This is a genomic window from Leclercia sp. LSNIH8 (assembly GCF_002920195.1).
Taxonomy (GTDB): Bacteria; Pseudomonadota; Gammaproteobacteria; order Enterobacterales; family Enterobacteriaceae; genus Enterobacter.
The window spans coordinates 469,374-493,970 of sequence record NZ_PQJY01000003.1; the positions used below are offsets into that span (position 1 = coordinate 469,374).

General features: G+C 56.2%; 24 protein-coding genes. 16 read left to right on the top strand and 8 right to left on the bottom strand.

Going from position 1 to position 24,597, the window contains the following annotated elements:
- Window positions 1–61: 61 nt before the first annotated feature.
- A complete protein-coding gene (locus C3406_RS10710; RefSeq protein ID WP_103824573.1) occupies window positions 62–517 on the bottom strand; it encodes a hypothetical protein in 456 nt (151 codons plus the stop codon).
- 354 nt (window positions 518–871) lie between these two features.
- Window positions 872–1,756, bottom strand: coding sequence for a LysR family transcriptional regulator (locus C3406_RS10715; protein WP_103824494.1), 885 nt, complete (start codon window positions 1,754–1,756; stop codon window positions 872–874).
- Window positions 1,757–1,873: 117 nt separating this feature from the next.
- Between C3406_RS10715 and C3406_RS10720 the strand changes: the two genes are divergently transcribed.
- Both C3406_RS10720 and C3406_RS10725 read left to right on the top strand, forming a co-directional pair.
- Window positions 1,874–3,007, top strand: a complete 1,134-nt coding sequence (locus C3406_RS10720) for an alpha/beta hydrolase (RefSeq protein ID WP_103824495.1) — start codon at window positions 1,874–1,876, stop codon at window positions 3,005–3,007.
- 60 nt (window positions 3,008–3,067) lie between these two features.
- A complete protein-coding gene (locus C3406_RS10725) occupies window positions 3,068–4,240 on the top strand; it encodes an MFS transporter (RefSeq protein WP_103824496.1) in 1,173 nt (390 codons plus the stop codon).
- A gap of 3 nt (window positions 4,241–4,243) precedes the next feature.
- Here C3406_RS10725 and C3406_RS10730 read toward each other — a convergent pair whose 3' ends face one another.
- On the bottom strand, window positions 4,244–5,194 hold the full coding sequence (locus C3406_RS10730) for a GlxA family transcriptional regulator (RefSeq protein WP_103824497.1): 951 nt from the start codon (window positions 5,192–5,194) through the stop codon (window positions 4,244–4,246).
- A gap of 278 nt (window positions 5,195–5,472) precedes the next feature.
- Here C3406_RS10730 and C3406_RS10735 point away from each other — a divergent pair, with 278 nt between their 5' ends.
- The 4 genes from C3406_RS10735 (at window position 5,473) to rclA (ending at window position 9,839) form a co-directional block, all read left to right on the top strand.
- Entirely contained in the window at window positions 5,473–6,279 is an 807-nt protein-coding gene (locus tag C3406_RS10735; protein WP_103824498.1) for an SDR family NAD(P)-dependent oxidoreductase, read from the top strand.
- Window positions 6,280–6,350: 71 nt separating this feature from the next.
- Window positions 6,351–7,373 (top strand): alpha/beta hydrolase, encoded by a 1,023-nt coding sequence (locus C3406_RS10740; RefSeq protein ID WP_103824499.1) that lies wholly within the window; start codon window positions 6,351–6,353, stop codon window positions 7,371–7,373.
- A gap of 79 nt (window positions 7,374–7,452) precedes the next feature.
- The gene (locus C3406_RS10745) at window positions 7,453–8,469 is read left to right on the top strand and encodes a zinc-dependent alcohol dehydrogenase family protein (protein ID WP_103824574.1); all 1,017 of its coding nucleotides are present in this window, start codon (window positions 7,453–7,455) and stop codon (window positions 8,467–8,469) included.
- 44 nt (window positions 8,470–8,513) lie between these two features.
- Window positions 8,514–9,839 (top strand): reactive chlorine resistance oxidoreductase RclA, encoded by a 1,326-nt coding sequence (gene rclA / locus C3406_RS10750; RefSeq protein WP_103824575.1) that lies wholly within the window; start codon window positions 8,514–8,516, stop codon window positions 9,837–9,839.
- Window positions 9,840–9,909: 70 nt separating this feature from the next.
- Here the strand turns inward: rclA and C3406_RS10755 are convergent, their stop codons facing one another.
- Both C3406_RS10755 and C3406_RS10760 read right to left on the bottom strand, forming a co-directional pair.
- Complete coding sequence (locus C3406_RS10755) at window positions 9,910–10,674, bottom strand: SDR family NAD(P)-dependent oxidoreductase (RefSeq protein ID WP_103824500.1); 765 nt, start codon at window positions 10,672–10,674, stop codon at window positions 9,910–9,912.
- Window positions 10,675–10,707: 33 nt separating this feature from the next.
- Complete coding sequence (locus tag C3406_RS10760; protein ID WP_103824501.1) at window positions 10,708–11,730, bottom strand: alpha/beta hydrolase; 1,023 nt, start codon at window positions 11,728–11,730, stop codon at window positions 10,708–10,710.
- Window positions 11,731–12,020: 290 nt separating this feature from the next.
- On the opposite strand from C3406_RS10760, the gene C3406_RS10765 reads away from it, so the two are divergent.
- Together C3406_RS10765 and C3406_RS10770 are read left to right on the top strand one after the other, a co-directional pair.
- Window positions 12,021–12,923, top strand: coding sequence for a LysR family transcriptional regulator (locus C3406_RS10765; RefSeq protein WP_103824502.1), 903 nt, complete (start codon window positions 12,021–12,023; stop codon window positions 12,921–12,923).
- A gap of 31 nt (window positions 12,924–12,954) precedes the next feature.
- Complete coding sequence (locus C3406_RS10770) at window positions 12,955–13,866, top strand: LysR family transcriptional regulator (protein WP_103824503.1); 912 nt, start codon at window positions 12,955–12,957, stop codon at window positions 13,864–13,866.
- 266 nt (window positions 13,867–14,132) lie between these two features.
- Here the strand turns inward: C3406_RS10770 and C3406_RS10775 are convergent, their stop codons facing one another.
- Window positions 14,133–14,774 (bottom strand): HD domain-containing protein, encoded by a 642-nt coding sequence (locus C3406_RS10775; protein ID WP_103824504.1) that lies wholly within the window; start codon window positions 14,772–14,774, stop codon window positions 14,133–14,135.
- 119 nt (window positions 14,775–14,893) lie between these two features.
- Here C3406_RS10775 and C3406_RS10780 point away from each other — a divergent pair, with 119 nt between their 5' ends.
- The 8 genes from C3406_RS10780 to clcB all read left to right on the top strand — a co-directional run bounded on the left by C3406_RS10780 (window position 14,894) and on the right by clcB (window position 22,566).
- Window positions 14,894–15,895: a GlxA family transcriptional regulator gene (locus C3406_RS10780; protein WP_103824505.1), complete on the top strand. Its 1,002-nt coding sequence runs from the start codon at window positions 14,894–14,896 to the stop codon at window positions 15,893–15,895.
- Window positions 15,896–15,936: 41 nt separating this feature from the next.
- Window positions 15,937–16,560, top strand: a complete 624-nt coding sequence (locus C3406_RS10785; protein WP_103824506.1) for a glutathione S-transferase family protein — start codon at window positions 15,937–15,939, stop codon at window positions 16,558–16,560.
- Between the two features lie 168 nt (window positions 16,561–16,728).
- Window positions 16,729–17,472 (top strand): YoaK family protein, encoded by a 744-nt coding sequence (locus tag C3406_RS10790; RefSeq protein WP_103824507.1) that lies wholly within the window; start codon window positions 16,729–16,731, stop codon window positions 17,470–17,472.
- Window positions 17,473–17,730: 258 nt separating this feature from the next.
- Window positions 17,731–18,441 (top strand): osmoprotectant ABC transporter permease OsmY, encoded by a 711-nt coding sequence (gene osmY, locus C3406_RS10795; protein ID WP_103824508.1) that lies wholly within the window; start codon window positions 17,731–17,733, stop codon window positions 18,439–18,441.
- Between the two features lie 18 nt (window positions 18,442–18,459).
- Window positions 18,460–19,359 (top strand): osmoprotectant ABC transporter substrate-binding protein OsmX, encoded by a 900-nt coding sequence (gene osmX, locus C3406_RS10800; protein WP_103824509.1) that lies wholly within the window; start codon window positions 18,460–18,462, stop codon window positions 19,357–19,359.
- Between the two features lie 9 nt (window positions 19,360–19,368).
- Window positions 19,369–20,016, top strand: a complete 648-nt coding sequence (gene osmW / locus C3406_RS10805) for an osmoprotectant ABC transporter permease OsmW (protein WP_103179440.1) — start codon at window positions 19,369–19,371, stop codon at window positions 20,014–20,016.
- Window positions 20,016–21,164 carry an osmoprotectant ABC transporter ATP-binding protein OsmV gene (osmV, locus tag C3406_RS10810; RefSeq protein ID WP_103824510.1) on the top strand — a complete coding sequence of 383 codons (1,149 nt, stop codon included), beginning with the start codon at window positions 20,016–20,018 and terminating at the stop codon, window positions 21,162–21,164. The genes osmW and osmV overlap by 1 nt, the downstream gene beginning before the upstream one ends.
- A 91-nt stretch (window positions 21,165–21,255) precedes the next feature.
- On the top strand, window positions 21,256–22,566 hold the full coding sequence (clcB, locus tag C3406_RS10815) for a voltage-gated ClC-type chloride channel ClcB (RefSeq protein ID WP_103824511.1): 1,311 nt from the start codon (window positions 21,256–21,258) through the stop codon (window positions 22,564–22,566).
- Here clcB and bioD read toward each other — a convergent pair.
- On the bottom strand, window positions 22,501–23,196 hold the full coding sequence (gene bioD, locus C3406_RS10820) for a dethiobiotin synthase (RefSeq protein WP_103824512.1): 696 nt from the start codon (window positions 23,194–23,196) through the stop codon (window positions 22,501–22,503). The genes clcB and bioD overlap by 66 nt on opposite strands.
- 126 nt (window positions 23,197–23,322) lie before the next feature.
- A complete protein-coding gene (gene mlc, locus C3406_RS10825; protein ID WP_103824576.1) occupies window positions 23,323–24,543 on the bottom strand; it encodes a sugar metabolism global transcriptional regulator Mlc in 1,221 nt (406 codons plus the stop codon).
- Between the last annotated feature and the right edge of the window lie 54 nt (window positions 24,544–24,597).

Sequence of the window (24,597 nt, forward strand, 5' to 3'; positions counted from 1 at the left end):
TTTGGGAAGTGCTGAATAGTGTCATCAAAGGGGCGGCAAGCCCCTAAGACATCGCCTGCAATCAGTGCGTCGTAATATAGGGCTCTTTCACAAACGCAGCCAGCAACCAGACCAGATCGTGCAGCAGACCGGTCAGCCCTTTCGCGACGCTGGCAGGAAGGGTTCCGCCCATAATCGCTTGCGTCAGGTCCAGAGCATAATCCACCTGGATCGCGGTCTCCTGCCAGCAGTCCGGCACACAGGAGGTGAGTTTTTCCCCTTCGATAAGTTGGGCTATCAGGTGCGGCGGAAGGTCGGCATCACTGAGGTGTCGCAGCTGACGAAGGGTTTGCAGCAGGCGTTCACAGAGTGCAGCGCGGGTCGCGGTATCATCGGTTTCGAGCAGCACGCTCACCAGGGCGGCGCAACGATCGACGGTTACGAAAAGGTCCGCATCGGCCGGCACCGGGTGGGTAATAAGTTGCTGAATAACGCTTTCGTCAGACTGCAGATGAGTCAGGGTTGGAACAGTAGCCATCATAAAACTTCCTCTACATGTTGTTTTGTTAACCACCCGTTAGTTCCTACGCTCGGGGGGTAGCGCTGACGGAGGTAGGAATACCGCCCACATAGAAAACGGCCAGCCATACAGCTGCTCCGCCAGCGCCACCATGATTTTAAAAGGGGAATGCGCTGTGGCGACAAAACACGATCGCTTTATGCCCACGGGTTCCTACGCCCGGTTGCGGATATGCCGCAATGCAAAGACTTTACGGCCCTGATTACGTGAAGAAAAGAGTTAACCCTGAATTACACAGGGTTAATTTGGGGTTTGCGAGGCGCCTTCCAGAAATGGTTCGCCGGAGGCGCTTCGCAACCCCGGCCTGGAAATCTACATTCTCAGCGTATCGATCACCGCTCTTAAGGCGGGCGACACGTTGCGATGGGGATAATAGAGGAACAGCCCGTCCATGCGCAGGCTGTAGCGCTGCAACACCCGAATCAGCGTCCCGCGTTCTAAATCATCTGCCACCAGCTCAACCGGCACGTAAGCCAGTCCCAGGCCCAGCCGGGCGGCCTCGGCTTCCATGTAGCTGTCGGACAGAGCCCACTGCCCCTCGGGACGATGCCTGACGCTCTTACCCTCCTGAACCAGTTCCCACTGGTAAAGGCTGCCGTCGGCAAACTGGTAGGCAATGCAGGGGTGGGCCGCTAAATCCGCAGGCGTTTGCGGAAAGCCGTAGCGACGCAAATGATCGGGAGTACCGACCACCGCCATCTCCATATCGGGCGTAATGCGCACCGCGACCATCCCCTGCCCCACCTCCGGCCCAAGCCGGACCCCGGCATCGAATCGTTCGGCAATGATGTCGACGAAGCGGCTCTCATTCATCAGCTCCAGGCGGATATCGGGGTAACGCTGCTTAAATACCGCCAGCTTTGGCAACAGACATTTATCAATGGCATGCTGGCTGGCGTTAATGCGTACCGTCCCGGAAGGCGTTTCGCGGTAGTGCGCCAGTGTGGCAAGCCCGGTATCCAGAGCATCGAAGGCAGATTCTGTCGCCTGATAAAGCTGCTCCCCCGCCTGGGTCAGGGAGAGTCTGCGCGTGGTGCGCACCAGCAGTTGCACGCCCAGCCGCTCTTCCAGGTCGCGAACAGAGCGGCTAATCCCCGACTGCGCCAGCCCCAGCCGCTGGGCGGCAGCGGTAAAGCTGCCCTCTCGCGCCACCTGCATAAATAGATACAGTTCGTTGTAATTTTCCCGCTTCGCCATCATGCCCCACCAATTTATAACAATATGGTATGAATCCTAGCAGTTTTCGCCCTCTAATCAGCACTATTTCTGCTAACTATACTGGCCTCAACATCACAACACAGCCCGGTACCTCTTATGAAAACATTCACCCAAAAACTGTCAGCGGCCATGCCTGCAATGCTGCTATGCGCCTCTTTAAGTGGAGTAACAACCATGAGTTATGCAGAGACAACCAATCCGAACGCCCCGGTATCGATGGTCACCACATGGGACAAAACCTTTGCTGAAAGCAAAAAGGTCGATCACCGTAAAGTCACCTTCCAGACCCGCTACGGCATTACGCTCGTGGGCGATCTCTATCTGCCGAAAGACCGGGGCGATCGCAAGCTGGCGGCGATCGCGGTCAGCGGACCGTTCGGCGCGTTGAAAGAGCAGTCCAGCGGCCTCTATGCCCAGACCCTGGCGGAGAAGGGCTTTGTCACCCTGGCATTCGATCCCTCTTACACCGGCGAAAGTGGCGGCCAGCCGCGCAATGTCGCTTCTCCCGATATCAACACCGAAGATTTCAGTGCCGCGGTGGACTTCCTCGGACTACAAAAAGAGGTGGATCGTAACCGCATCGGTATCCTTGGCATCTGCGGCTGGGGCGGCATGGCGCTGAACGCAGCCTCCATGGACACCCGCGTGAAAGCGGTCGCCACCAGCGTAATGTACGACATGAGCCGGGCGATGGGCCACGGCGTGGGCGATGGTAAAGACCGCTACTCGGCAGCCGATCGCCATGCTGTGCTCGAGTATCTGAACGAGCAGCGCTGGAAAGACGCAGAGAGCGGCACCTTTGCCCATGCCGGACATGATATTTATGTCGAAAACGGCAAAGCGACCGCCGCTGATCGTATTCTGCCGGAAGCGTTACCTGCCGATCCGCATCCGGTACTGAAAGAGTTCTTTGATTACTACCGGGTGCCGCGTGGTTTCCACGAGCGCTCCGTAAACTCCATCGGCGCATGGACCGCGACCATGCCACTGTCGTTTATGAACATGCCGCTGTTGAGCTATGCCAAAGAGATCACCATCCCGACACTTATCGTCACTGGTGAAAAGGCCCACTCGCGCTACTTCGCTGAAGATGCCTACAAAGCCGTAGGCAGCAAGCAGAAAGAGCTGGTGGTTGTCCCGGGCGCTAACCATGTCGATCTCTACGACAATGTCGCCGGTAAGATCCCGTTTGCGCAGTTCGAGCAGTTCTTCAAAACCAGTCTGAAGTAATCCTCTCCGCCACCTGTCCCTGGCAGGTGGCGTTGTTTTCCCCCTTCGTGAAATCTGATTATGTCCACACTGAGCCAAACCACACAGAGTAACGAACGCGCGTACTGGGGCGGTATTTTTGCCATGACCCTGTGCGTATTTGTCCTGATTGCCTCGGAGTTTATGCCGGTCAGCCTGCTAACGCCCATTGCCCGCGATTTAGGCGTCACCGAGGGTCTGGCCGGCCAGGGGATTGCCATATCCGGCGCGCTGGCGGTCCTGACCAGCCTGAGCCTGACCCATATTGCCGGGAATATGAACCGTAAAACGCTTCTGCTGGGTATGACGGCGCTGATGGCGGCGTCCGGGCTGCTTATTGCCTTTGCCTCCAGCTACCTGGTTTATATGGTCGGGCGCGCCCTGATTGGGATCGCCATCGGTGGCTTCTGGTCCATGTCTGCCGCAACGGCCATCCGCCTGGTGCCGCAACATCAGGTCTCCCGTGCGCTGGCGATTTTCAACGGCGGTAATGCCCTGGCAACGGTGGTAGCCGCCCCGGTCGGCAGCTATCTCGGGGCCACCATCGGCTGGCGCGGAGCCTTCCTGTGCCTGGTTTCGGTGGCAATGATCGCATTCATCTGGCAGTGCTTTAGCCTGCCGAAGATGGAGAATGACCGGGCGGCACAGGGTACGGTATTGCGCCTTTTCCGCCAGCCTGTGGTGCGCGTGGGCCTGTTAGCCTGTGGCCTGTTCTTTATGGGACAGTTCGCGTTATTCACCTACGTGCGCCCATTCCTGGAAACCGTCACCCACGTTAGCGCCTCCGGCTTGTCGCTGATCCTGCTTACCATCGGTATCGCGGGATTTGTTGGCACGCTGATTATCGCCGCCTTTTTAAATGCGCGTTTTTACCAGACGTTAATGGCGATTCCCCTGCTGATGGCCATCATTGCCGGAATGTTGATCCTGACCGGGCACAGCGTCTGGATCGTCGCCCTGCTGTTGGGACTCTGGGGTCTGCTGGCCACCGCAGCGCCAACGGGATGGTGGACGTGGCTCGCCCGTACTCTGCCCGAGGATGCAGAGGCCGATGGCGGACTGATGGTGGCGGTGATCCAGCTCTCTATCGCCCTGGGTTCCACGGCGGGCGGCATGGTGTTCGATAACGTTGGCTGGCAAAGCACTTTTGGCATGAGTGCTATTTTGCTGCTGAGTGCGGTAGTGCTGACGTTTTTCACGGCACGTAAGCGCTGAACATCAGGAGGCCAGCGTGCCTTTCCCTGTGCGTAACGACTGCGGTGGAATACCGTATCCGCGCATAAAGACATTGCGCATATGACGCCGGTCCCGGAAGCCTGACTCACGGGCGATCACCTCCAGCGGTAAGCGGCTCTTCTCAATCATCAGTCGTGCAGCCTCAAGCCGCAATCGTTCTATCACCCGCGCCGGGGATTTACCCGTTTCATTTAAAAACAGGCGATTGAGCTGACGGGCACTCAGATGTACAGCATGGGCAAGATGCTCAACGGTGAGCGTTTTGCTCAGATTTTGCCGGACATACTCTATCGCCAGCTGCAGGCGGTCGCTTTTAGGGGATATGGCAAGCAGTTCTGAATGCTGGCGCTGCCCTCCCGTCCGGCGCTGATTCATGACCATACGGTGGGCAATATTGCGTGCAACATCGGTACCCTGATCTTTTTCAACCATCGCCAGGACCATATCAAACCCGGCGGTCATGCCAGCCGACGTCCAGATCTGATCGTCGATAATGTAGATCAGGTCCTCTTCGGTTCGTATGGTGGGGTGAAGGACTTTCAGGCTGTGGGTATAAGCCCAGTGTGTCGTGGCGCGTTTCTCCTGCAATAGCCCGGCCTGAGCCAGCACGAAGGCACCGGTACAAATTCCGGCAATACGGCGCGCGCCGGACGCATGATTTTGCAAAAAATGTATCACCCCCGCGGTTGCCGGTAAGGCGACGGGAGTGAGTACGCCACCCACAAGCCAGGTATCAACCTGGCTCTCTTCAGACAGCGGCTGGGTGATGACATTTATCCCGTAAGACGAGGCCACCTCTCCTCCCTTTTCTGAATATACCGTGCAGTGGTAGAAGGGTTCGCCTAATACCAGGTTAGCAAATTCAAAAATTGTCAGCGTCGATAACGCGAGAGACTGGAACTGGTCGGAAATAAGGAGCCCTACCCGATGCATGTCATTAATCCTTCTTCAGTAAAATCTCAATCACCCTGTCTATAGTGGGCTCCCAGCCCCCTGGCTGGACGTCTGTTGTCATTATTTTCTCACCCGGAAGATTTACCAAAAAAACGATTCATCAGGCAATACGTTAATTACCTGGCGCGACGCAGTTTTTACTGGATTTAAAACACACCGACGCAAAATGTCCGAAATCGTGCCCGTTTACGTCATTTTCTCTCTGGCGTCTTCACGTAATCTCAATTCATCCCTTACACCCTATCGAGGTGATTTAAATGAGTGATTCAGTGAAAGGAACGGCGGTCGTAACAGGTGCATCAACCGGCATGGGCGCGCTGTATGCTGCCCGGCTTGCAAGAATGGGTTACGACCTGATCATTGTTGCCCGCAATCATAACCGGCTCAATCAGATGGCAAGCCATATCACCGCCGACAGCGAACGTAACGTGGAGGTCGTGGCGGCGGACCTGAACGATCCGCGGCAGCTGGCCACCCTCGAGGAGAAACTGCGTAATGACGCGAGCATCACGCTGCTGGTGAATAACGCGGGAATGGGCACCCATACTCAGCTCGTTGACAGTAACGTTGAGCAGATGACGAGCATGATCAACCTGAACATCATTGCCCTTACCCGACTGACTTACGCTGTGGTTCCCGGCTTCGTTAAGCGTGGCCGGGGTGCCATCATCAATATTGGCTCCATTGTGGGGATCGCGCCTGAAGTGCTGAATGGCGTATATGGCGGCAGTAAAGCCTATGTTCTGGCATTCACCCGCTCTCTGCACCGGGAGTTAGCCGACAAAGGTATTCAGGTTCAGGCTGTCCTGCCCAGCGCAACGGCGACGCCATTCTGGGATAACGGAGGCCTCCCGCTGAGCCAACTCGACCCGGGTATCGTTATGCAGGCCGAAGATATGGTTAATGCGGCGCTGGTCGGGTTCCAGCGCGGGGAGCTTATCACTATCCCTTCGCTGCATGACGAAAACCGTCTTCAGCAGTGGGAGCAGGCGCGTCAGGCGATCATTGAAGACTTCTCTCACAATGTACCTGCGGCGCGCTATCGGCCTTCTTCAAAGGTGTAATGCCTGAAGAAACAGAGTGATCAGTATTTTTCATCGCATATTCACCATCAACTATTCCCCAGGAAAAAATAATGAAAACGAAACTGAGTGTCAGTGCCCTGTTATTAGCGACGCAGGTCACCGCCGCATGGGCAGCGCCCGTACAAAACAGGCCAGAGCCTACTGCCGGGGTGGCTTCATTTCTCAAGGTACTGAACAGCAGCGGCGGAAAACCGATGGAGGCCCTAACCCCGCAGGAAGCGCGCCTGGTGCTGGTCTCAGCCCAGCAAGGGGCTAAATTGCCAGCGGCGCAGGTAAGCGAAAAAACGATTACCGTTCTCGGCAAGCCCCTGAATCTGACGGTGGTAAAACCCGAAAACAGCGGAACGCAGACGCTGCCTGTGTTCATGTTTTTTCACGGGGGTGGCTGGGTGCTGGGAGACTATCCAACACATGAACGACTGGTCCGGGATCTTGTAAACGCTTCGGGGGCGGCGGCTGTTTTCGTCAATTACGATCCTTCGCCTGAATCGCACTATCCTGTTGCCATCACGCAGGCTTATGAGGCCACGAAATGGGTGGCTGAACATGGCGCAGAAATCGGCGTTGACGGAAAACGCCTGGCGCTGGCAGGAAACAGCGTCGGCGGCAATATGGTGGCTGCCGTCGCGCTGCAGGCAAAACAATTTAACACCCCAGCGATCCGTTATAACGTCATGCTGTGGCCGGTAACGGACGCGCACTTTGATACCGCTTCCTATAATGAATTCGCTGACGGCTATTTCCTTACCCGGAACATGATGAAATGGTTCTGGGATAACTACACCACCTCGGATAAAGAGCGAAATAAGATTCTGGCCTCGCCTTTACGCGCGACGGCTGAAGAGCTTAAGGGGCTGCCGCCTACCCTTATTCAGACAGCCGAGCTGGACGTGCTGCGTGATGAAGGTGAAGCGTTCGGGCGCAATCTCGATAAGGCGGGGGTGCCGGTTACCGTCACGCGCTATAACGGGTTGATCCATGACTATGGCCTGCTGAATGCCCTGAGCGAAGAACCAGCGGTGAGAACCGCAATCAACCAGGCGGCTTCCCAGCTCAAAATCCATCTGCAGTAATTCCGTGGCCAGCCAGGGTCGCTGGCCTTCATTTACGGCTATGACGGTGACTGAACCGTCTTCTGTTCGGAGCGATATTATGAAGGCGATAGTGCTGAATGCCCCCGGTGGGCTCGATCATATTTCATTAACCGATTTGCCCGATCCTGGACAACCTGGTCCGGGCCAGATCCGCGTGGCAATCCATGCCACCTCTTTAAACTTCCACGACTTACTCGTCGCCAGCGGCAAGGTGCCGACCGCCGATCGGCGCATCCTGATGGCTGACGGCGCTGGCGTGGTAGACGCGACCGGCGAAGGTGTCACTGATTTCAAACCGGGCGACAGGGTTTTATCCACCTTTTTCCCTCAGTGGACAGAAGGTGATGTCATAGCGTCAGTCGGTGACTTCGGGCAGACCCCAGGCGATGGCGCCCAGGGATTTGCCGCGGAATATGTTGTGCGCCCGGCCTCGCATTTTACCCTTGCGCCTGCCGGATGGAGTCATGCTGAAGCCGCCACGCTGACCACCTCTGGCCTGACGGCATGGCGAGCCCTGGTCGTCGATGCAGGATTAAAGGCGGGCGATACGGTCCTGACGTTAGGGACCGGCGGCGTGTCGATTACCGCTCTACAGATTGCCAAAAGTATGGGGGCGAACGTGATTGTCACCTCTTCTTCTGATGAGAAGCTGGCGCGGGTAAAAGCGCTGGGAGCCGATCACGTCATCAATTATCGCTCAACGCCGCAGTGGGGAGAAAGGGTCCAGGAGATCACGGGTGGCCGCGGTGCGGATGTTGTCATTGAACTCGGTGGGCCGGGTACGCTGGCGCAGTCGATAGAAGCAGTGCGCATTGGGGGCCATATTGCTTTGATTGGCGTCCTGACGGGTATGGAAGGCGTTATACCGACCGCGATGCTAATGGCAAAACAGGCCCGTCTTCAGGGGCTGGTGGTCGGCAGCAATCGTATGCAACAGGAGTTTGTCAGAGCCCTGAATCAAACCGGCATCCGTCCCGTCATCTCCGACCGTTTTGAAGGTCTGGCTTCTGTTGGTGAAGCATTCAGTCACATGGCCGGCAGAAAGCACTTCGGGAAAATCACTGTTGAATGGTAGCCAGAGGCGAAAACCCGGTTAACGCTTCTATCGCGGAGAGTAAGATGAACCATTATCAGGCAGCAATCATCGGATTTGGTAAAGCGGGCAAAACGCTGGCGGCGGCGCTGGGCCGCGCTGGCTGGCGTGTGGCGATCGTGGAAAAATCGAAAACCATGTATGGCGGCACCTGCATTAACATCGGCTGTATTCCCACCAAAGCGCTGGTACATGATGCGCAGGCCACCACTGACTTTACTGAGGCTGCGCAGCGGAAAGCCTCAGTGGTTGAATTCCTGCGTGAAAAAAATTATCTCAATCTGGCGAATCTCGAGTCAGTGGATGTCATCGACGGGCAGGCGGAATTTCTTGATCCCCATACGTTGAAAATCACGTCAGGAGAGGCGATCCGCACGCTCAGTGCGGACCGTATTTTCATTAATACCGGCGCTGAAGCCCGCTTTCCGCAGATTGAAGGGCTGATCGCCGGGCCACGCATTGTTGACAGCACCGGCATTCTGAATTTATCCAGCCTGCCAGAGCGTCTGGGTATTTTGGGTGGCGGCTATATTGGCGTTGAATTTGCGTCGATGTTTGCGCGTTTCGGCAGCAAAGTCACGCTGTTTGAAACCGCATCGCAGTTTCTGGCGCGGGAAGACAACGACATCAGCGCGGCGGTCGCCACAATCCTGCAGGATCAGGGTGTCACAATAGAGCTGAACGCGGCGGTTCACGCCGTTACCAGCAGCAGTGAGGGCGTTACGCTGCACACCCCGCAGGGCGATCGCCAGATGGATCTCCTGCTGGTCGCCACCGGCCGCCACCCTGCCACCGGGGCGCTGAAGCTGGAAAATGCCGGAGTCTTAACGGACGCGCGCGGCGCCATCCAGGTTGATAAGAGACTGAAAACCTCGACAGACCACATCTGGGCGATGGGTGATGTCACCGGCGGGCCGCAGTTTACCTATGTCTCCCTCGATGATTACCGCATCGTGTACGATCAGCTGCTGGGTGAAGGAACGCGTACCACGGACGATCGGCTGAATATCCCTTATTCGGTATTTATGACCCCTACGTTGTCGCGTATCGGCTTAACGGAAGCGCAGGCGCGGGAGCAGGGAAAAAATATTCAGGTGGTGTCACTGCCGGTGGCGGCGATCCCGCGGGCACGCGTTATCAACGATACCCGGGGAATGTTGCAAGCCGTGGTCGAAAATGACACTCAGCAGATACTGGGCGTGTCGTTACTGGCTGCAGATTCGCATGAGGTGATCAACATCGTAAAAACGGTCATGGATGCCGGGCTGCCGTACACGGTGCTGCGCGATCAGATCTTCACCCACCCCACCATGAGCGAATCGCTGAACGATCTGTTTGCTCTGGTGAAATAGGCGCTATCCCTCAGACAGGCTGGCCTAACGTGATGGCGTCAGCCTGCTTTGTACGCCACCCACTCTTGCGTTAACGCATGGTCAGGCCGCCATCAATGGATATGGACTGGCCTGTCACGTAGGATGACGCATCGCTGGAGAGCCAAAGCACCACGTCTGCAATTTCTTCAGCCCTGCCATGACGTTGCATAGGAACGCCCTGCACCATCGCCTCCAGCGCCTCTTTCTGGCCTGAGGCAACCATGGCATCAACCATCGGGGTCCAGATAAGCCCCGGGCAGACGGCGTTAACGCGAATGTTGCGCGCGGCATACTCGAGCGCAGCACTTTTGGTCAGGCCCAGCACGCCATGCTTGGCGGCATGGTAGTTAGCACGTTCTGCACCGCCCACAATCCCGCCGATAGATGAGCAGTTCACGATCACGCCGCTGCCCTGCTTACGCATCTGCTGCAGTTCGTACTTCATGCAGCCCCAGACGCCGCGCAGGTTGACCGCCGTGACGCGGTCGAAATCCTCTGCTGTCGCATCCGCGATCTCTGCCAGCACATTCTGGATCCCGGCGTTATTGAAGGCGATATCGAGGCGGCCAAAGGTCGCGACGGTCTCTTGCACCATCGCGGCGACGTCATCCAGATCCGCCGCATTGCAGGTCATCGCTTTAGCGGTATAGCCGGAAGCCACCAGCGACTCTGCGGCCTGCGTCACCGCCCCGGCGTTAATATCAGCCAGCACGACGGATGCACCCGCCGCAGCATAGGCCTGGGCGGTGGCGAGACCAATACCCGAAGCGGCACCGGTCACTAAGGCAATTTTATTATTGAGTGAATAGGTCATAATATTTTTCCTGTTTAAATACTAAGCTGGCTGTTAAAGATGTTTACCGAAGAACGCAGCGAGTTTATCCACCGCCGGAGTGACGTACTGCGGCTTGTCATATAAATCAAAATGCGATGCGCCAGGAATAATCGTTAATTCCTTCGGCTGTTTTGCATTATCAAAAGCCTGCTGGCTAAATTTACGGGTCTCTGCTTTTTCGCCCGCAATTAATAATACCGGCCGGGGAGAAATATCTTCCATATGCTCCAGCGGGTAATAGGCCATATGCAGCCCCGGGCTGGTCACGACATAGCGGTTTCGGGCATTCGGATGCGCGCCCCGCGGGGTGAGATAATATTCCGTCGCTTCCCGCACAAAATTCGGCGTACTGGCATCGACGCTATCCCGCGCCGGGAGGAGCTGTTCAACCTTCAGCGGGGCACCGGCGGCCTCTTTATTTAACTGCGCATCGACGCTTTGCAGTAATTTCAGCCTGTCGGCAGCCGAGACCGGCGCCCCCTCAATACCGTTTCGGGTCGCATCTCCGATGTCGTAGGTCACGACCCCGGCGACCGCTTTCACCCGCAGATCGGTTTGCGCTTCGTGGAGGGTATAACCGCCACCAGCACAGATGCCCAACGCCCCGATGCGTGCGGCATCAACCTGCGGCAGGCTGCTCAGGTAGCCAATCGCACTGCGAATATCCTGTACCCGGTCTGCCGGGTTTTCCAGGTCACGCGGCAAACCGCCGCTTTCGCCGTAGTGAGAAGCGTCATAGGCCAGGGTAATAAATCCGCGCTTTGCCAGCTGTTGGGCGTACAGACCCGAGGTCTGTTCTTTTACGCCGCCCCAGGGATGAGAAACGACGATGGCGGGGTATTTTTTCGCGCTATCGTAATCAGGCGGCAGGTAGAGATTGGCCGCCATTTTGACATCACCATTCTGAAACGACACTTTCTGTGCGTTCATGGCATTAATACCTTCGGCAACGGTAGTTGGCTGGGGTTGTTCAGAATATGCAGCGCTGGCAACAAATAATGATGCCAGCAATAATGAAACTTTAGATAATGACATAACGTCTCCTGACCGATATTTCTATCAGCATGATTGATCTGTTTTAATGGTAATTTCGTGAACCTTCAGCGTGATGAAAAATATTCACCCGCGCCGTTCAATCTCTTTTCAATTATTTCTTGATTACGCCTGACGGAAATTATTTCTTCCCATCCTTGTTTGCTTGCAAATAAATATACCTGACGTAGTCAACCCAGACCAGTGCGGCCTGTTTCTTGCATTTATAAACAGAATTCATTAATGTTTTTAAACCTGACTTATCTCCTGTGTCGCGTCCGTGTGAGGAAGAAATGGCTCGTGAGGGTTTCAGCGATCTTTTAGCGCTTATTGCGGTGGCGCAAACCGGGAGTTTTACCCGGGCTGCGGCGCAACTGGGAGTAACCCAGCCGGCCCTGAGCGCCAGCATCCGCGGTCTGGAGGAGCGGCTCGGCGTACGCGTGTTGTTGCGTAGCACGCGTCGGGTATCCCTGATCATGGCGGGGCAACATCTGGTGGACAGGATCGTGCCCGAATTTGCCTACATCGAGAAAGAGCTTGAATCGCTGAACGATCTGCGGGACAAGCCGACCGGCACCCTGCGCATCACCGCCATTGACTATGCCATTCGCCAGGTTTTGTGGCCTAAACTCTCCCCCTTTTTGCAGCAGTATCCCGATATCACCGTTGAGCTGATCAGCGAGTATGCCAGCGTCGATATTGCCGCCAGAGGCTATGACGCCGGTGTCAGATTCGGTATGGAGCTGGCGCAGGACATGATCTCCGTGCGTATCAGTCCGGATGTGAAGAATACGGTGGTCGGATCGGCGGACTATTTTACGCGATTTCCAGTCCCCGGGCGGCCTGAGGCACTCGATCAGCAGAGATGTATTCGGCTGCGCACCTCTACTTATGGCGGCCTTTATGACTGGGAATTTACCGAGGGTCAGCGTGAGTTCTCCGTCAGGATCGGCGGCCCCGTCATCTGTAATAACGCTTACGACATTCTCGAAGCCGCAAAAGCAGGATTGGGGCTGGCCTACCTGCCGCAGGATATGGTTCAGCCCTGGCTGGATTCAGGCGAGCTGGTGTCGGTACTCGAAGCATGGTGCCCGCTCTGGCCGGGCTTGCATCTCTATTACCCTAACCGGCGCCAGCATTCCCGGGCCATGACGCTGATGGTTGAAGCGTTGCGTTTCCATGAGAATCAGGCATAACGGCGTGTTTCACGCATAACCGAGGCGGAATATGTCAGGCGAAATCTTCAGGGATATTGTGGCGTTTATTACTATTGCCCGGGAACGCAGTTTTACCCGGGCTGCTGCCGAACTGGGCGTTTCCCAGTCGGCGTTAAGCCATACCATCCGTAATCTGGAGGCGCGGCTGGGGCTACGACTGCTGATGCGCACCACGCGCAGCGTCTCTCCCACCGAGGCCGGGCAGCGCTTGCTTGAGCGGGTATCTCCCCGCTTCGATGTCATTGCCGGGGAACTGGCCTCCCTGAGCGAGCTGGGCAGCAAGATCGCCGGGACGGTCCGCATCACGGCGTCGGATTTCGCCTGGAACACCTTTGTCTGGCCGCGCCTTTCCGCTGCTTTGCTGCACTATCCTGACGTTAAACTGGAGGTATCGAACGATCCGGCCCTGACCGATATTGTTGCCGATCGCTTTGACGCCGGTATCAGGCCAGGCGACAGGATCGGCAAAAATATGGCTTCCGTGCGGATTTCACCCGACTGGCGAAACGTCATTGTGGCCTCCCCTGATTATCTTTCTGCAAGACAGCTGCCGCTCACGCCGGAGGATTTGGCCCGACACGCCTGCATCAATACCCGCTACTCCATGAAAGAGGGTATCAGCCCCTGGGAACTTAAAAAGGGTGACACTCGGGAGGCTTGTCGTGTCGATGGCCCTTTGATCTTTAACTCGGTATATGCGGCGCTCGATGCAGCTCTGGCGGGATATGGTCTGGCTTTTGTACCGGAAAATCTCGCCCGCCCCTGGCTGGAGCAGGGCCGTCTTCGATCAGTGCTTGAGACGTGGTGCCCGCTGCGCCAGGGGTTCCACATTTTCTACTCCAGCGAGCGCCAGCTCCTGCCAGCACTCTCGATGATTATTGAGACGTTACGATATGAGCCAGCGGTCCAGGAGGTTACATAGTCCCACCGTTCAATGACTGATGGACCCGGGAATTATCTCTGGCAGGGTTCATGGCAGAGCAGCGGATAGATCTGCCCCCGCTAAAAACAGCAGCATTGGTCTGGCTCAATCTATCTATGCGTCAACCGATAACTGCCGCAAAAAGGCGCATGACGTCTTCAGCTAAACGCCATGCGCCGCCTGTGAAGGCATCATCCATATTTTATGCTCAAGATCATCCCTGATATTTAACTGCTGCCCTCATTCGATTATTGCGTTGCGGCGGCTCAGCCTTGCCAGCGTGACTGCCGGATAATGTTGCAGAAGTTAAAAGGTGCGAAACCGGGTTCTTTATCCTTAATAACGTCAGCCTTTACGTTACCGAATGTCGTCTGCGGCTTGTGTTTTATACCGTCATAGAATGCCTGAATAATATCCTCTTTAAATGTTGGCGTACGGGGATACTGCTGCGTAACCGCTTTAATATCTGCTTCTGAGAATTTTTCATAATCGATTCCCAGCACATCCATTTCCACGCCTGCAGTAACCAGGGCTATTTCTGGTGCCATGAACTCAGGTATGCCGGGTGTGGTATGGAGTGCAATGGCTGTCCATACCTTATCAATGCCGGCAGGAGCGATACCATATCCCTCCAGAAAGGTACGTGCCGCATTGGCGCCGTCTACTTCAAAACGTTTGTCACAGCTGCAATGCTCATGGGTGAGCCCAATGTCATGAAACATACAGCCAATGTACAGCAGCTCACTGTCTACTTTCAGACCCCTTTCCTGTCCGGCCAGGGCCGCCCAGTAATAAACCCGGCTTGAATGATTAAACAGCAGCTCTGTTTCGGTGTCCCTGATAAATTCCGTGGCTTCTCTGGCCATACGGCTGTCCGGGACGCTGATACCTTTAATTGCAGAACGCATGAATAACTCCTTAGATGGCTATGGTGCGCCTCTAAATTAGGGTTTATCATTCATGTCTGCCACCGTACTTTTACGACGAATAGGGACATCTGGATTTATTCAGACGCCGGGAGGAGAAAATGAGTCATACCATAGCCATACTGGCGGTGCCGGGCGTGCAGTTGCTTGATGTAGGCGGGCCTATAGATGTTTTTGCTGAGGCTAACAGAATCCTGGGACGTCAATTTTATCGTCTGTATGTCGTTTCCGTCAGTGGCTCTGCTGTGCAGGCCTCGTCCGGCGTCAGGCTTGCGGCAGATTTTTCCCTCGCGGATATTTCAGAACTCGTTCCTGATACGTTTCTCATTGCGGGCGCACCAGGTATGTCTGGTTATATGCCAGAGAGCAATGTCCTGGCGGGTATTACCGCCTTATGCGAAAAAAGTGAGCGGTTTGGATCCGTATGTACTGGCGCGCTGCTGCTGGCGCTTACCGGAAAACTCAACGGTAAGCAGGTCACCACCCACTGGAATTGTGCAGAACTGCTTTCTATCAGACATCCTGAAATAGTTGTGGAAAGCGATGCGCTGTTTATCGCCAATGGCAGGGTGCGTACTGCCGCCGGTGTGACATCCGGCCTCGATCTGGCACTGAGGCTGGTAGAAGAAGATCTGGGGCGGGAAATTGCGGCCGAGGTTGCGGATCAGTTAGTGATGTTCTTTCGCCGACCTGTTAATCAGTCTCACTTTGTCAGACGAAGCCAACTTTCTCTGAACGGACGCTCAGCGCTCCAGGATCTTCAGCGTTGGGCAATTCAGAATATTAAAGAGATTGGCTCTGTTGCCATGTTGGCGCAACACATCAACCTTAGTGAGAGGCACCTTACGCGTATTTTTCGCCAGGAGATCGGTTTGACCCCGGCTCAATGGCTGGAGCGCGAGCGCGTATCAAAAGCGCGGTTGCTGATTGAAAAAGAGAAGCTGCCCGCGAAAAAAATAGCCGCAGAATGTGGTTTCTCAGGTCCGGATGTCATGCGGCGTGTGTTCAGTCGACTCACAGGCATGACGCCTGCCGCCTATCGGAAGATGGTAAGCCAACAGGAATACTTCCCCACCAAAGTTTGCCCTAAACTCACTGAATAACGGCTCTGTTGTTAACTCACCCGACAAAGGACACCTGCATCATGCTAAAAATCCTCGGCAAAACCACCTCCATTAACGTGCGCAAAGTGCTCTGGACCTGTGAAGAAGTGGGTCTGGACTATCTGCAGGAAGATTACGGCAGCGGCTTCGCCTCAACGGAAACGGATGCCTTCCGCGCGCTGAACCCGAATGCGATGGTGCCGGTGCTGATCGACAATGATTTCGTGCTCTGGGAATCCAATGCCATTTGCCGCTATCTGGCGCTTAAGGCCGGGCGCGACGACCTTCTCCCGACAGATCCGCAAGCCTGCTCTAACGTCGAACGCTGGATGGACTGGCAGGCTTCGGAATTTAACAACGCCTGGCGCTATGTCTTCCCGGCCCTGGGGCGTAAAAACCCGGACTTTAACGATCCGGCGCGAATTGCCGCCGGGATTAAGGAGTGGAACCACCATATCGCGATCCTTGAGCAGCAGCTGCAACACACCGGGGCATGGGTGGCGGGCGACACTTTTACCCTGGCCGATGTGGTGCTGGGGCTGTCGGTGAACCGCTGGAAGATGACCCCTTTTGAGCATCCGCCGGTGCCCGCTATCGAGGCCTGGTTTGAACGTTTAAATCAGCGTCCGGCGTTTTTGCACCACGGAAATAATGGCATGCTTTGAGCATAATGCTGCCTAGTAAATAAGCACTTTGTTATCAAGGTTATTTTATTTAATTACTTAATTCCCGCCCACCTCCGGTGCCTTAATAATTAAGTACTATCCTGGACAATCCATGACCAGGCTTTGCTAGCCTGATTATTCAGGCAAAGCTCAAACCGGAGGTATTCTTTGCTGATTAAACTTAAGAAAGAACGAACCCACCAGGAGGATCGTCGTCTTGCCCTCTGGCTGGCGACCTCCGCAGGATTGCTGAATGCCATTGCGCTGGGGGCTTTCGGCTTCTTTCCTTCCCATATGACAGGCAATACCTCACAATTTTCCAGTGAAGTCTCCTCAACGGATCTGAACGATATTATTTTCTTCGCCACCATTATTTTGTCATTTGTGACGGGGGCAATTATTGCGCGGATTATTGTTTTATGGGGCATCATGCACAATGTGCGTCTCATTTTTTGTCAGGTTTTGTTTATTGAAGGGTTATTACTGGCCGGCGTCTCTCTGCATGAAATCTATTTTCATACCTTCACGACTAACCGGGAAATTATTGTTTTTCTCTGCGGGCTGATGGGGATTCATAATTCCACCTCCACCCAACTTTCCGGCGGGCGGGTACGCTCCACCCATATTACCGGCACCTTAACCGACGCAGGCATTTCGCTGGCCTCCGTGGTGGTGGCGATGCTACGCCGGGATTACTCCAAAGATACGGCGGCACAACGCAGCCAACTTACAACCCATCTCACCACCCTTTTCTCGTTCATTACGGGAGGGATTGCCGGGCTGGTCCTGTTCAGGTGGTTTGGGTTTACTGCGATGCTGGCGCTGGGATTCATGCTGGTTTTCGTGGCCGCCTTCTCCATCATAACGACCTCTCTACGCGTGCGAAAAGTCCGCGCTGCGCTGAGTAAATAACAGATGCCTTCCACTCGTTAAGTGACGTTGTCACTTAACGAAATTATCTTTAAGACTATTCCGCCTGCCCCTATCCAACCCTTATCCCGTAAGGCTTAACCCATTATCACCCCTGTTTTCATAAGGTTAAAGATTTTACCGCTTCGCTGGAACCCTTCCCAAACCCTTGCTATAGCTCCAGTACCCCTGCCAAAACATGGCATAACAACAGGCAACCGGTGGTTGCTATAACGCATGCGCACAGGGAGACACACTGCAATGCATCCATTACTCAAACGCTCGCTGCTTTTTGTCGGCGCGATTATTGTGGTCGTCGCCCTCCTCGTCTGGGGAATTGGGCTGGAGACGATCAAAGCGCGCCAGGTTGACCTGGTCTATCTCGGGCAACAGCATCTGATTTTAGTCTTCTCATCCATGTTCTTCGCCCTGCTGGTCGGTATCCCCAGCGGTATCTTGCTGAGCCGTCCGGCCGCGCGCGGTATCGCCGAATACGTCATGCAGATTTTTAACGTCGGCAACACCCTGCCGCCGCTGGCGGTTCTGGCCCTGGCAATGGTGGTGATTGGCATCGGCGATACGCCTGCCATTATCGCCCTGTTCCTCGCCTCGCTGCTGCCGATTGTGCGTAACACCTACGCCGGACTGTGCTCGGTTCCGGCATCGTTACTGGAAGCGGCAAACGGCATCGGGATGACCAAATGGCAGCGTCTGCGCCAGGTGGAACTGCCTAACGCCTGGCCGGTAATGCTCTCCGGTATTCGTATCGCCACCGCCATTAACGTCGGTACCGCACCGCTGGCCTTCCTGATTGGCGCCAGCAGCTATGGCGAGCTGATTTTCCCCGGCATCTACCTGAATGATTTCCCGACGCTGATCCTGGGCGCGGCGGCCACCGCCCTGTTCGCCCTGATTCTGGATACGCTGCTGGCGGCGCTGGGCCGACTGATGAGCCCGCATCTCGCACGATAACAATAATAAGGAGCTTCTATGAGACTGTTTACCGGCCTGGCGGCGCTCTGTACCGCCGCGCTCTTTACCAGCCAAGCGCTCGCAGCGCCCCTGATTCTGGCGACCAAGAGCTTTACCGAACAGCATATTCTCTCGGCGATGACCGTGCAGTACCTACAAAAGAAAGGGTTTGAAGTTAAGCCTCAGACCAACATTGCCACCGTCATTTCCCGTAATGCGATGATCAACAAGCAGATCGATATGACCTGGGAGTACACCGGTACCTCGCTGATCATCTTTAACCACATCAACAAACGCATGTCGCCAGAGGAGTCTTACGAGACGGTGAAACGTCTGGATGCGAAGCACGGACTGGTGTGGCTCAAACCTGCTGACATGAACAACACCTACGCTTTTGCCATGCAGCGTAAGCGCGCCGAGGCAGAAAATATCAACACCATGTCAGAGCTGGTGGCGAAGATTGAGCAGGTGCGCAAAACCGACCCGGATAACAACTGGATGCTGGGTCTGGATCTGGAGTTCTCCGGGCGCAGCGATGGCATGAAGCCGCTGCAGGCGGCCTACAACATGGAGCTCGATCGCCCGCAAATTCGCCAGATGGACCCCGGCCTGGTCTATAACGCGGTGCGCGACGGCTTTGTCGATGCCGGGCTGGTTTACACCACGGACGGACGCGTAAAAGGCTTCGACCTGAAGGTGCTGGAAGATGACAAAGGCTTCTTCCCGAGCTACGCGGTGACCCCGGTAGTGCGCAAGGATACGCTGGAAGCCAACCCGGGGCTGGAAGAGGCGCTGAACACCCTCTCCGCCCAGCTCAACAACGACGTCATCACCGAGCTGAACAAGAAGGTGGATATCGATCATCAGTCACCGCAGCAGGTCGCCCGTGATTTCCTGCGTAGCAAGCAGCTGCTGTAAGGAGGCGCTATGGATACCGTTCACTACATTCTTGATAACTGGGGTTACATCATGACCCTGACCTTCCAGCACCTGTGGCTGGTGGCGCTGGCGGTGGGCTTAGCCATTATTATCGGCGTGCCGCTGGGCATTCTGATTGTCCGTCACAAATGGCTGGCGACGCCGGTGCTGGGGATTGCCACCATCGTGCTGACCATCCCGTCCATTGCTCTGTTCGGCCTGATGATCCCACTCTTTTCCATGATCGGTCAGGGTATTGGCGCCCTGCCCGCGATTACCGCCGTGTTTCTCTACTCGCTGCTACCGATTGTGCGTAACACCCATACGGCGCTGGACAGCCTGCCGCCCGGACTGCGAGAAGCAGGTCGCGGCATCGGCATGACCTTCTGGCAACGCCTGCGCTGGGTAGAAATTCCCATGGCGCTGCCGGTGATTTTCGGCGGCATCCGTACCGCGGTCGTAATGAATATCGGCGTGATGGCCATTGCCGCCGTCATCGGCGCGGGTGGGCTTGGCCTGCTGCTGCTAAACGGCATTGGCGGGAGCGATATTCGTATGTTGATTGCGGGCGCGCTGATGATTTGTCTGTTAGCGATTGTGCTCGACTGGTTACTGCACCGCCTGCAGATCGTACTGACTCCAAAGGGGATTCGATAATGATAAAACTGGAAAACCTCACCAAACAATTTTCACAGAAGCACGGCCAGACTTTTAAGGCCGTAGACAACGTCAACCTGAACGTGCCCGAAGGGGAGATGTGCGTCCTGCTCGGCCCATCCGGCTGCGGTAAAACCACCACCCTGAAGATGATTAACCGGCTGATTACCCCGAGCAGCGGCACCATCCAGATTAACGGCCAGGACACCAGCGAGATGGACACCGTGACCCTGCGACGCAACATCGGCTACGTGATCCAGCAGATTGGCCTGTTCCCGAACATGACCATCGAAGAGAACATCACCGTGGTGCCGCGCATGCTGGGCTGGGATAAAGCCCGCTGTAAAACCCGCGCCGAAGAGTTGATGGATATGGTGGCAATGGATCCGCATAAGTTCCTTAACCGCTACCCGCGGGAGATGTCCGGCGGTCAGCAGCAGCGTATCGGCGTGATTCGCGCCCTGGCGGCGGATCCTCCGGTACTGCTGATGGATGAGCCTTTCGGTGCGGTGGACCCGATTAACCGCGAGGTGATCCAGAACCAGTTCCTTGAGATGCAGCGCAAGCTGAAAAAAACGGTGATGCTGGTGAGCCACGACATCGACGAGGCGCTGAAGCTGGGGGACCGTATTGCCGTCTTCCGCCAGGGGCGCATTGTTCAGTGCGCCAGCCCGGACGAACTGCTGGCGAAACCGGCCAATGAATTTGTCGGCTCGTTCGTTGGCCAGGACCGCACCCTGAAGCGTCTGCTGCTGGTCTCCGCGGGCGATGTCACGGATCAACAGCCAACCCTGACCGTGCGACCAGCCACGCCGCTGCCGGAAGCCTTCGCCATCATGGACGACAACGACATTCGCGCCGTCACCGTGGTGGATGAAAATGGCAAACCGCTGGGCTTTGTGAAGCGCCGGGAAGCGCGCAATGCCACCGGCACCTGCGCCGATCTGCTCCACCCGTTCCGCATGACCGGCAAAGCGGAGGACAACCTGCGCGTGGTGCTGTCGCGTCTGTATGAGAGCAACACCAGCTGGATGCCGATTGTCGATGAAGAGGGGCGCTATAACGGCGAAATTTCTCAGGACTATATTGCGGAATACTTAAGCTCCGGCCGCACGCGCCGGGCGCTGAATATTCACAGCGACAGTTAATATTGTAAGCCGGGCCTTGCCCGGCTCTTCGCATTGCTAACCCCGCGTTTTCCCGTCAAAATATTGTATCTTCCCCATTTACGCGTAACCCATGCATCGACTCCATGCTTACCCTGACATCCGCGCGATGTTTCGCCGGTTGCTGATTGCCAGCGTCACCGGTGTGCTGGCGGCACTGGCCGTGGCCCTGTTCCGCCATGCTCTCTATTTACTGGAGTGGCTGTTTCTGAGTAACGAAAGCGGCAGTCTGGTGAATGCCGCCAGCGCTCTGTCACCCTGGCGACGCGCCCTGACCCCTGCTCTCGGCGGGCTGGCTGCCGGGCTGCTGCTGTGGGGATGGCAGAAAATGACCGCGCAGCGGCCCCATGCGCCCACCGACTATATGGAGGCGCTGGAAACGGGTGACGGACAGTTTGACTACGCCGCCAGCCTGGTCAAATCCCTGGCGTCGCTGCTGGTCGTCGCCAGCGGCAGCGCCATTGGCCGGGAAGGGGCGATGATCCTGCTGGCCGCCCTCGCCGCCTCCTTTTTCGCCCAGCGCTTTACCCCCAAAACGGAATGGAAACTGTGGATTGCCTGCGGTGCCGCCGCCGGGATGGCCAGCGCTTACCATGCCCCGTTAGCCGGGAGCCTGTTCATCGCCGAGATCCTGTTTGGCACCCTGATGCTGGCCTCGCTCGGCCCGGTAGTAATTGCCGCCGTCGTAGCCCTGCTCACTACACGCCTGCTCAGCCCCGGCGCGAATACGCTGTATGAGGTACACCTCAGCGACACGCTGACCGGGGTAGATTATTCATTGATTGTGGGAATGGGCCTGCTGGCAGGCATCTGTGGCCCGGCGCTAATGTGGCTTATGGCCTTCAGCCATTCCCTGTTTCTGCGCCTTAAGCTCTCTCCACCGTGGCAGCTTGCGCTGGGTGGCCTCATCGTTGGCCTGCTGTCGCTGCTGACCCCTAAGGTCTGGGGGAATGGCTACAGCGTGGTACAGGGGTTCCTGCTGGCACCGCCGCTGCTGTCGGTCATTGCGGGAGTATTTATCTGCAAGTTGCTGGCGGTTCTGGCCAGTAGCGGCTCGGGCGCACCGGGTGGGGTTTTTACGCCAACGCTGTTTGTCGGCATGGCGACCGGCATGCTGTTTGCCCAGCTCTTTATGCTGTGGTTGCCCGGCTCTGACACCGCGATTTTGCTGGGGCTGGCAGGGATGGCGACGCTGCTCGCCGCCACGACGCACGCACCAATCATGTCGGCGCTGATGGTCTGTGAAATGACCGGGCAGTACGTTCTGCTGCCCGGTTTGCTGATTGCCTGTGTGGTGGCGTCCGTGCTGTCGCGAACGTTACGCCATGATTCGATCTACGGTCAGCACCTGGCCGAAAGCAGAGAGGTCGATATACTGCGCTAGCTCACGCTGTTCGGCGCGCGGCAGGTACGGCAGTTCACCCACCAGCGGTGCAGGCAGCTTTTTGCTTAACACATCAATAATTTCGGCATAGTGCGCCAGGCCCGGATTGATGCGGTTCGCTACCCATCCCACCAGCGGCAGGCCGTCGTTGGCGATGGCTTGGGCGGTCAGCAGGGCGTGGTTGATACAGCCCTCCTGAATACCGACCACCATCAGCACCGGCAGTTGCTCCTGCACCACCCATTCTGACAGCGGGCGCAGATCGTTCATCAGGCTGCGCCAGCCGCCGGTCCCTTCGACCACCACGTGATCCACTTTTTCGCTCAGGCTGGCAAGCCCGTTCGATAACAGGGTGTAATTCACCAGCCCGCTGTGCGCCACGCTGCTCTCATCTTCGCTAAGCGCAATGGGGTTAATGGCATGATAAGGAAGTTCTAAAGAGGAGACGCTTTGCAGCACCAGCGCATCTTTATTGCGCAATCCCTCTGGCGTCTCTTTACTCCCTTTGGCTACCGGTTTGTACCCTGCAACACGCTTTCCGCTGGCCATCATGGCTTGCAGCAAGGCGCGGGACACCACCGTCTTGCCGACGGAGGTATCAGTACCCGTTACAAAGAAACGCTTAAGCATCACTTACTCCACCGTTATGCTCTGAAAATATAAATGAAGGAAATAATTCAGTGGAGGAAGTCTAAGGCATGCGCTATCTGCCCGGTTTGAGATAGCGCAATTTTTGGTAAGACTGTAAAAAAACAGTTAACCCTGCAACAGACGAATCAATAGTGAGCCGTTATACATCGCATCCTTCACCAGCGCTGCGCCGGCCATCGTGCCCTGATTGGTGAACTGAGTACTTTCCACCATGATGTGCTTGCTGTAGGCCGGCAAGGACTGCTGGCGGATGGAGTCGGCGATTGCCGGGAAGAGCACATCCGACGCCTGGCTCAGGGGCGAGCCAATGAGGATTTTCTGCGGATTAAACAGGTTAACCATAACGGCAATGATCCGCCCGACGTTGGTGCCGACGCCGGTAATAATATCTTTTGCCAGCAGATCGCCCTGCTGCGCAGCGGCGCAGAGCGACTCGACCGTCAGGGGCTGGCCGTGTAGCGCGGAGCTCATCGACTGGCCGAGCCGGAGTTGGGCCAGCTCCAGCACGCTGTCAACGCTGGCAATAGTCTCCAGACAGCCGTGGTTACCGCAGTAACAGCGCTTGCCATAGGGATCGACCTGGGTGTGACCAATCTCCACCAGGCTGCTGCTGCCCGCGTGCAGCAGGCGGCCATCGGTGATCACCCCGGCCCCCACGTTGTGGTCGATCACCACCTGAATCACGTCCCGGGCGCCGCGAGAGGCGCCGAACAGCGCCTCGGCCATCGTCCAGGCGCTGATATCATGCTGAATATAGACCGGCACGCCGGTGTGATTTTTCAACACCTCACCCAGCGGCATCTCTTTGACGTCGTCGTAGAACGGCATCCGGTGGACAATTCCATTTTCCGTATCAATGATACCGGGCATGGTGATGGCAATGGCGGTGAGGCGTTCCAGCTTCTGCTGATGATGAATGAAGAATTGGTCGATTAGGGCGGTGATCCGCACTTCCAGCGGCTGGACAGCTTGCAGTTCCAGCGGCAGCCGATCTTCCACCACCAGCTTGCTGCTGAGATCGCGCAGCGCAAGGTAAATTTCACCGCGGCTGATGCGCAATGAGAGGTAGTGCCAGGCTTCGGTTTCCACCACCAACCCAACGGCCGGACGGCCGCGACTGCCCGGCTCCTGAATTTCTGTTTCCTGCACCAGGTGAGCTTCGAGCATCTCACGCACAATCTTGGTGATACTGGCAGGCGCCAGTTGCGCAAGCCGAGAAAGATCGATGCGCGAGACCGGCCCAAGCTGATCAATCAGGCGATATACTGCACCTGCATTGGTCTGCTTAATCTGATCGATATGCCCTGGCTGACTATCAGCAACCACCACGTACTCCCTTATTTTCGCGCTTCGAAATAAACTGTGGGCTATGGTGAAGCA

Bases quoted from the DNA above. Each gene is read 5' to 3' on its own strand.
- osmW (WP_103179440.1), top strand. From the start codon at position 19,369: ATGGATACCGTTCACTACATTCTTGATAACTGGGGTTACATCATGACC.
- C3406_RS10735 (WP_103824498.1), top strand. From the start codon at position 5,473: ATGAGTGATTCAGTGAAAGGAACGGCGGTCGTAACAGGTGCATCAACC.
- rclA (WP_103824575.1), top strand. From the start codon at position 8,514: ATGAACCATTATCAGGCAGCAATCATCGGATTTGGTAAAGCGGGCAAA.
- C3406_RS10785 (WP_103824506.1), top strand. From the start codon at position 15,937: ATGCTAAAAATCCTCGGCAAAACCACCTCCATTAACGTGCGCAAAGTG.
- C3406_RS10775 (WP_103824504.1), bottom strand. From the start codon at position 14,774: ATGCGTTCTGCAATTAAAGGTATCAGCGTCCCGGACAGCCGTATGGCC.
- osmX (WP_103824509.1), top strand. From the start codon at position 18,460: ATGAGACTGTTTACCGGCCTGGCGGCGCTCTGTACCGCCGCGCTCTTT.
- C3406_RS10780 (WP_103824505.1), top strand. From the start codon at position 14,894: ATGAGTCATACCATAGCCATACTGGCGGTGCCGGGCGTGCAGTTGCTT.
- C3406_RS10770 (WP_103824503.1), top strand. From the start codon at position 12,955: ATGTCAGGCGAAATCTTCAGGGATATTGTGGCGTTTATTACTATTGCC.
- bioD (WP_103824512.1), bottom strand. From the start codon at position 23,196: ATGCTTAAGCGTTTCTTTGTAACGGGTACTGATACCTCCGTCGGCAAG.
- C3406_RS10740 (WP_103824499.1), top strand. From the start codon at position 6,351: ATGAAAACGAAACTGAGTGTCAGTGCCCTGTTATTAGCGACGCAGGTC.
- C3406_RS10760 (WP_103824501.1), bottom strand. From the start codon at position 11,730: ATGTCATTATCTAAAGTTTCATTATTGCTGGCATCATTATTTGTTGCC.
- C3406_RS10765 (WP_103824502.1), top strand. From the start codon at position 12,021: ATGGCTCGTGAGGGTTTCAGCGATCTTTTAGCGCTTATTGCGGTGGCG.
- osmY (WP_103824508.1), top strand. From the start codon at position 17,731: ATGCATCCATTACTCAAACGCTCGCTGCTTTTTGTCGGCGCGATTATT.
- osmV (WP_103824510.1), top strand. From the start codon at position 20,016: ATGATAAAACTGGAAAACCTCACCAAACAATTTTCACAGAAGCACGGC.
- clcB (WP_103824511.1), top strand. From the start codon at position 21,256: ATGCATCGACTCCATGCTTACCCTGACATCCGCGCGATGTTTCGCCGG.
- C3406_RS10725 (WP_103824496.1), top strand. From the start codon at position 3,068: ATGTCCACACTGAGCCAAACCACACAGAGTAACGAACGCGCGTACTGG.
- C3406_RS10745 (WP_103824574.1), top strand. From the start codon at position 7,453: ATGAAGGCGATAGTGCTGAATGCCCCCGGTGGGCTCGATCATATTTCA.
- C3406_RS10755 (WP_103824500.1), bottom strand. From the start codon at position 10,674: ATGACCTATTCACTCAATAATAAAATTGCCTTAGTGACCGGTGCCGCT.
- C3406_RS10730 (WP_103824497.1), bottom strand. From the start codon at position 5,194: ATGCATCGGGTAGGGCTCCTTATTTCCGACCAGTTCCAGTCTCTCGCG.
- C3406_RS10710 (WP_103824573.1), bottom strand. From the start codon at position 517: ATGGCTACTGTTCCAACCCTGACTCATCTGCAGTCTGACGAAAGCGTT.
- C3406_RS10715 (WP_103824494.1), bottom strand. From the start codon at position 1,756: ATGGCGAAGCGGGAAAATTACAACGAACTGTATCTATTTATGCAGGTG.
- C3406_RS10720 (WP_103824495.1), top strand. From the start codon at position 1,874: ATGAAAACATTCACCCAAAAACTGTCAGCGGCCATGCCTGCAATGCTG.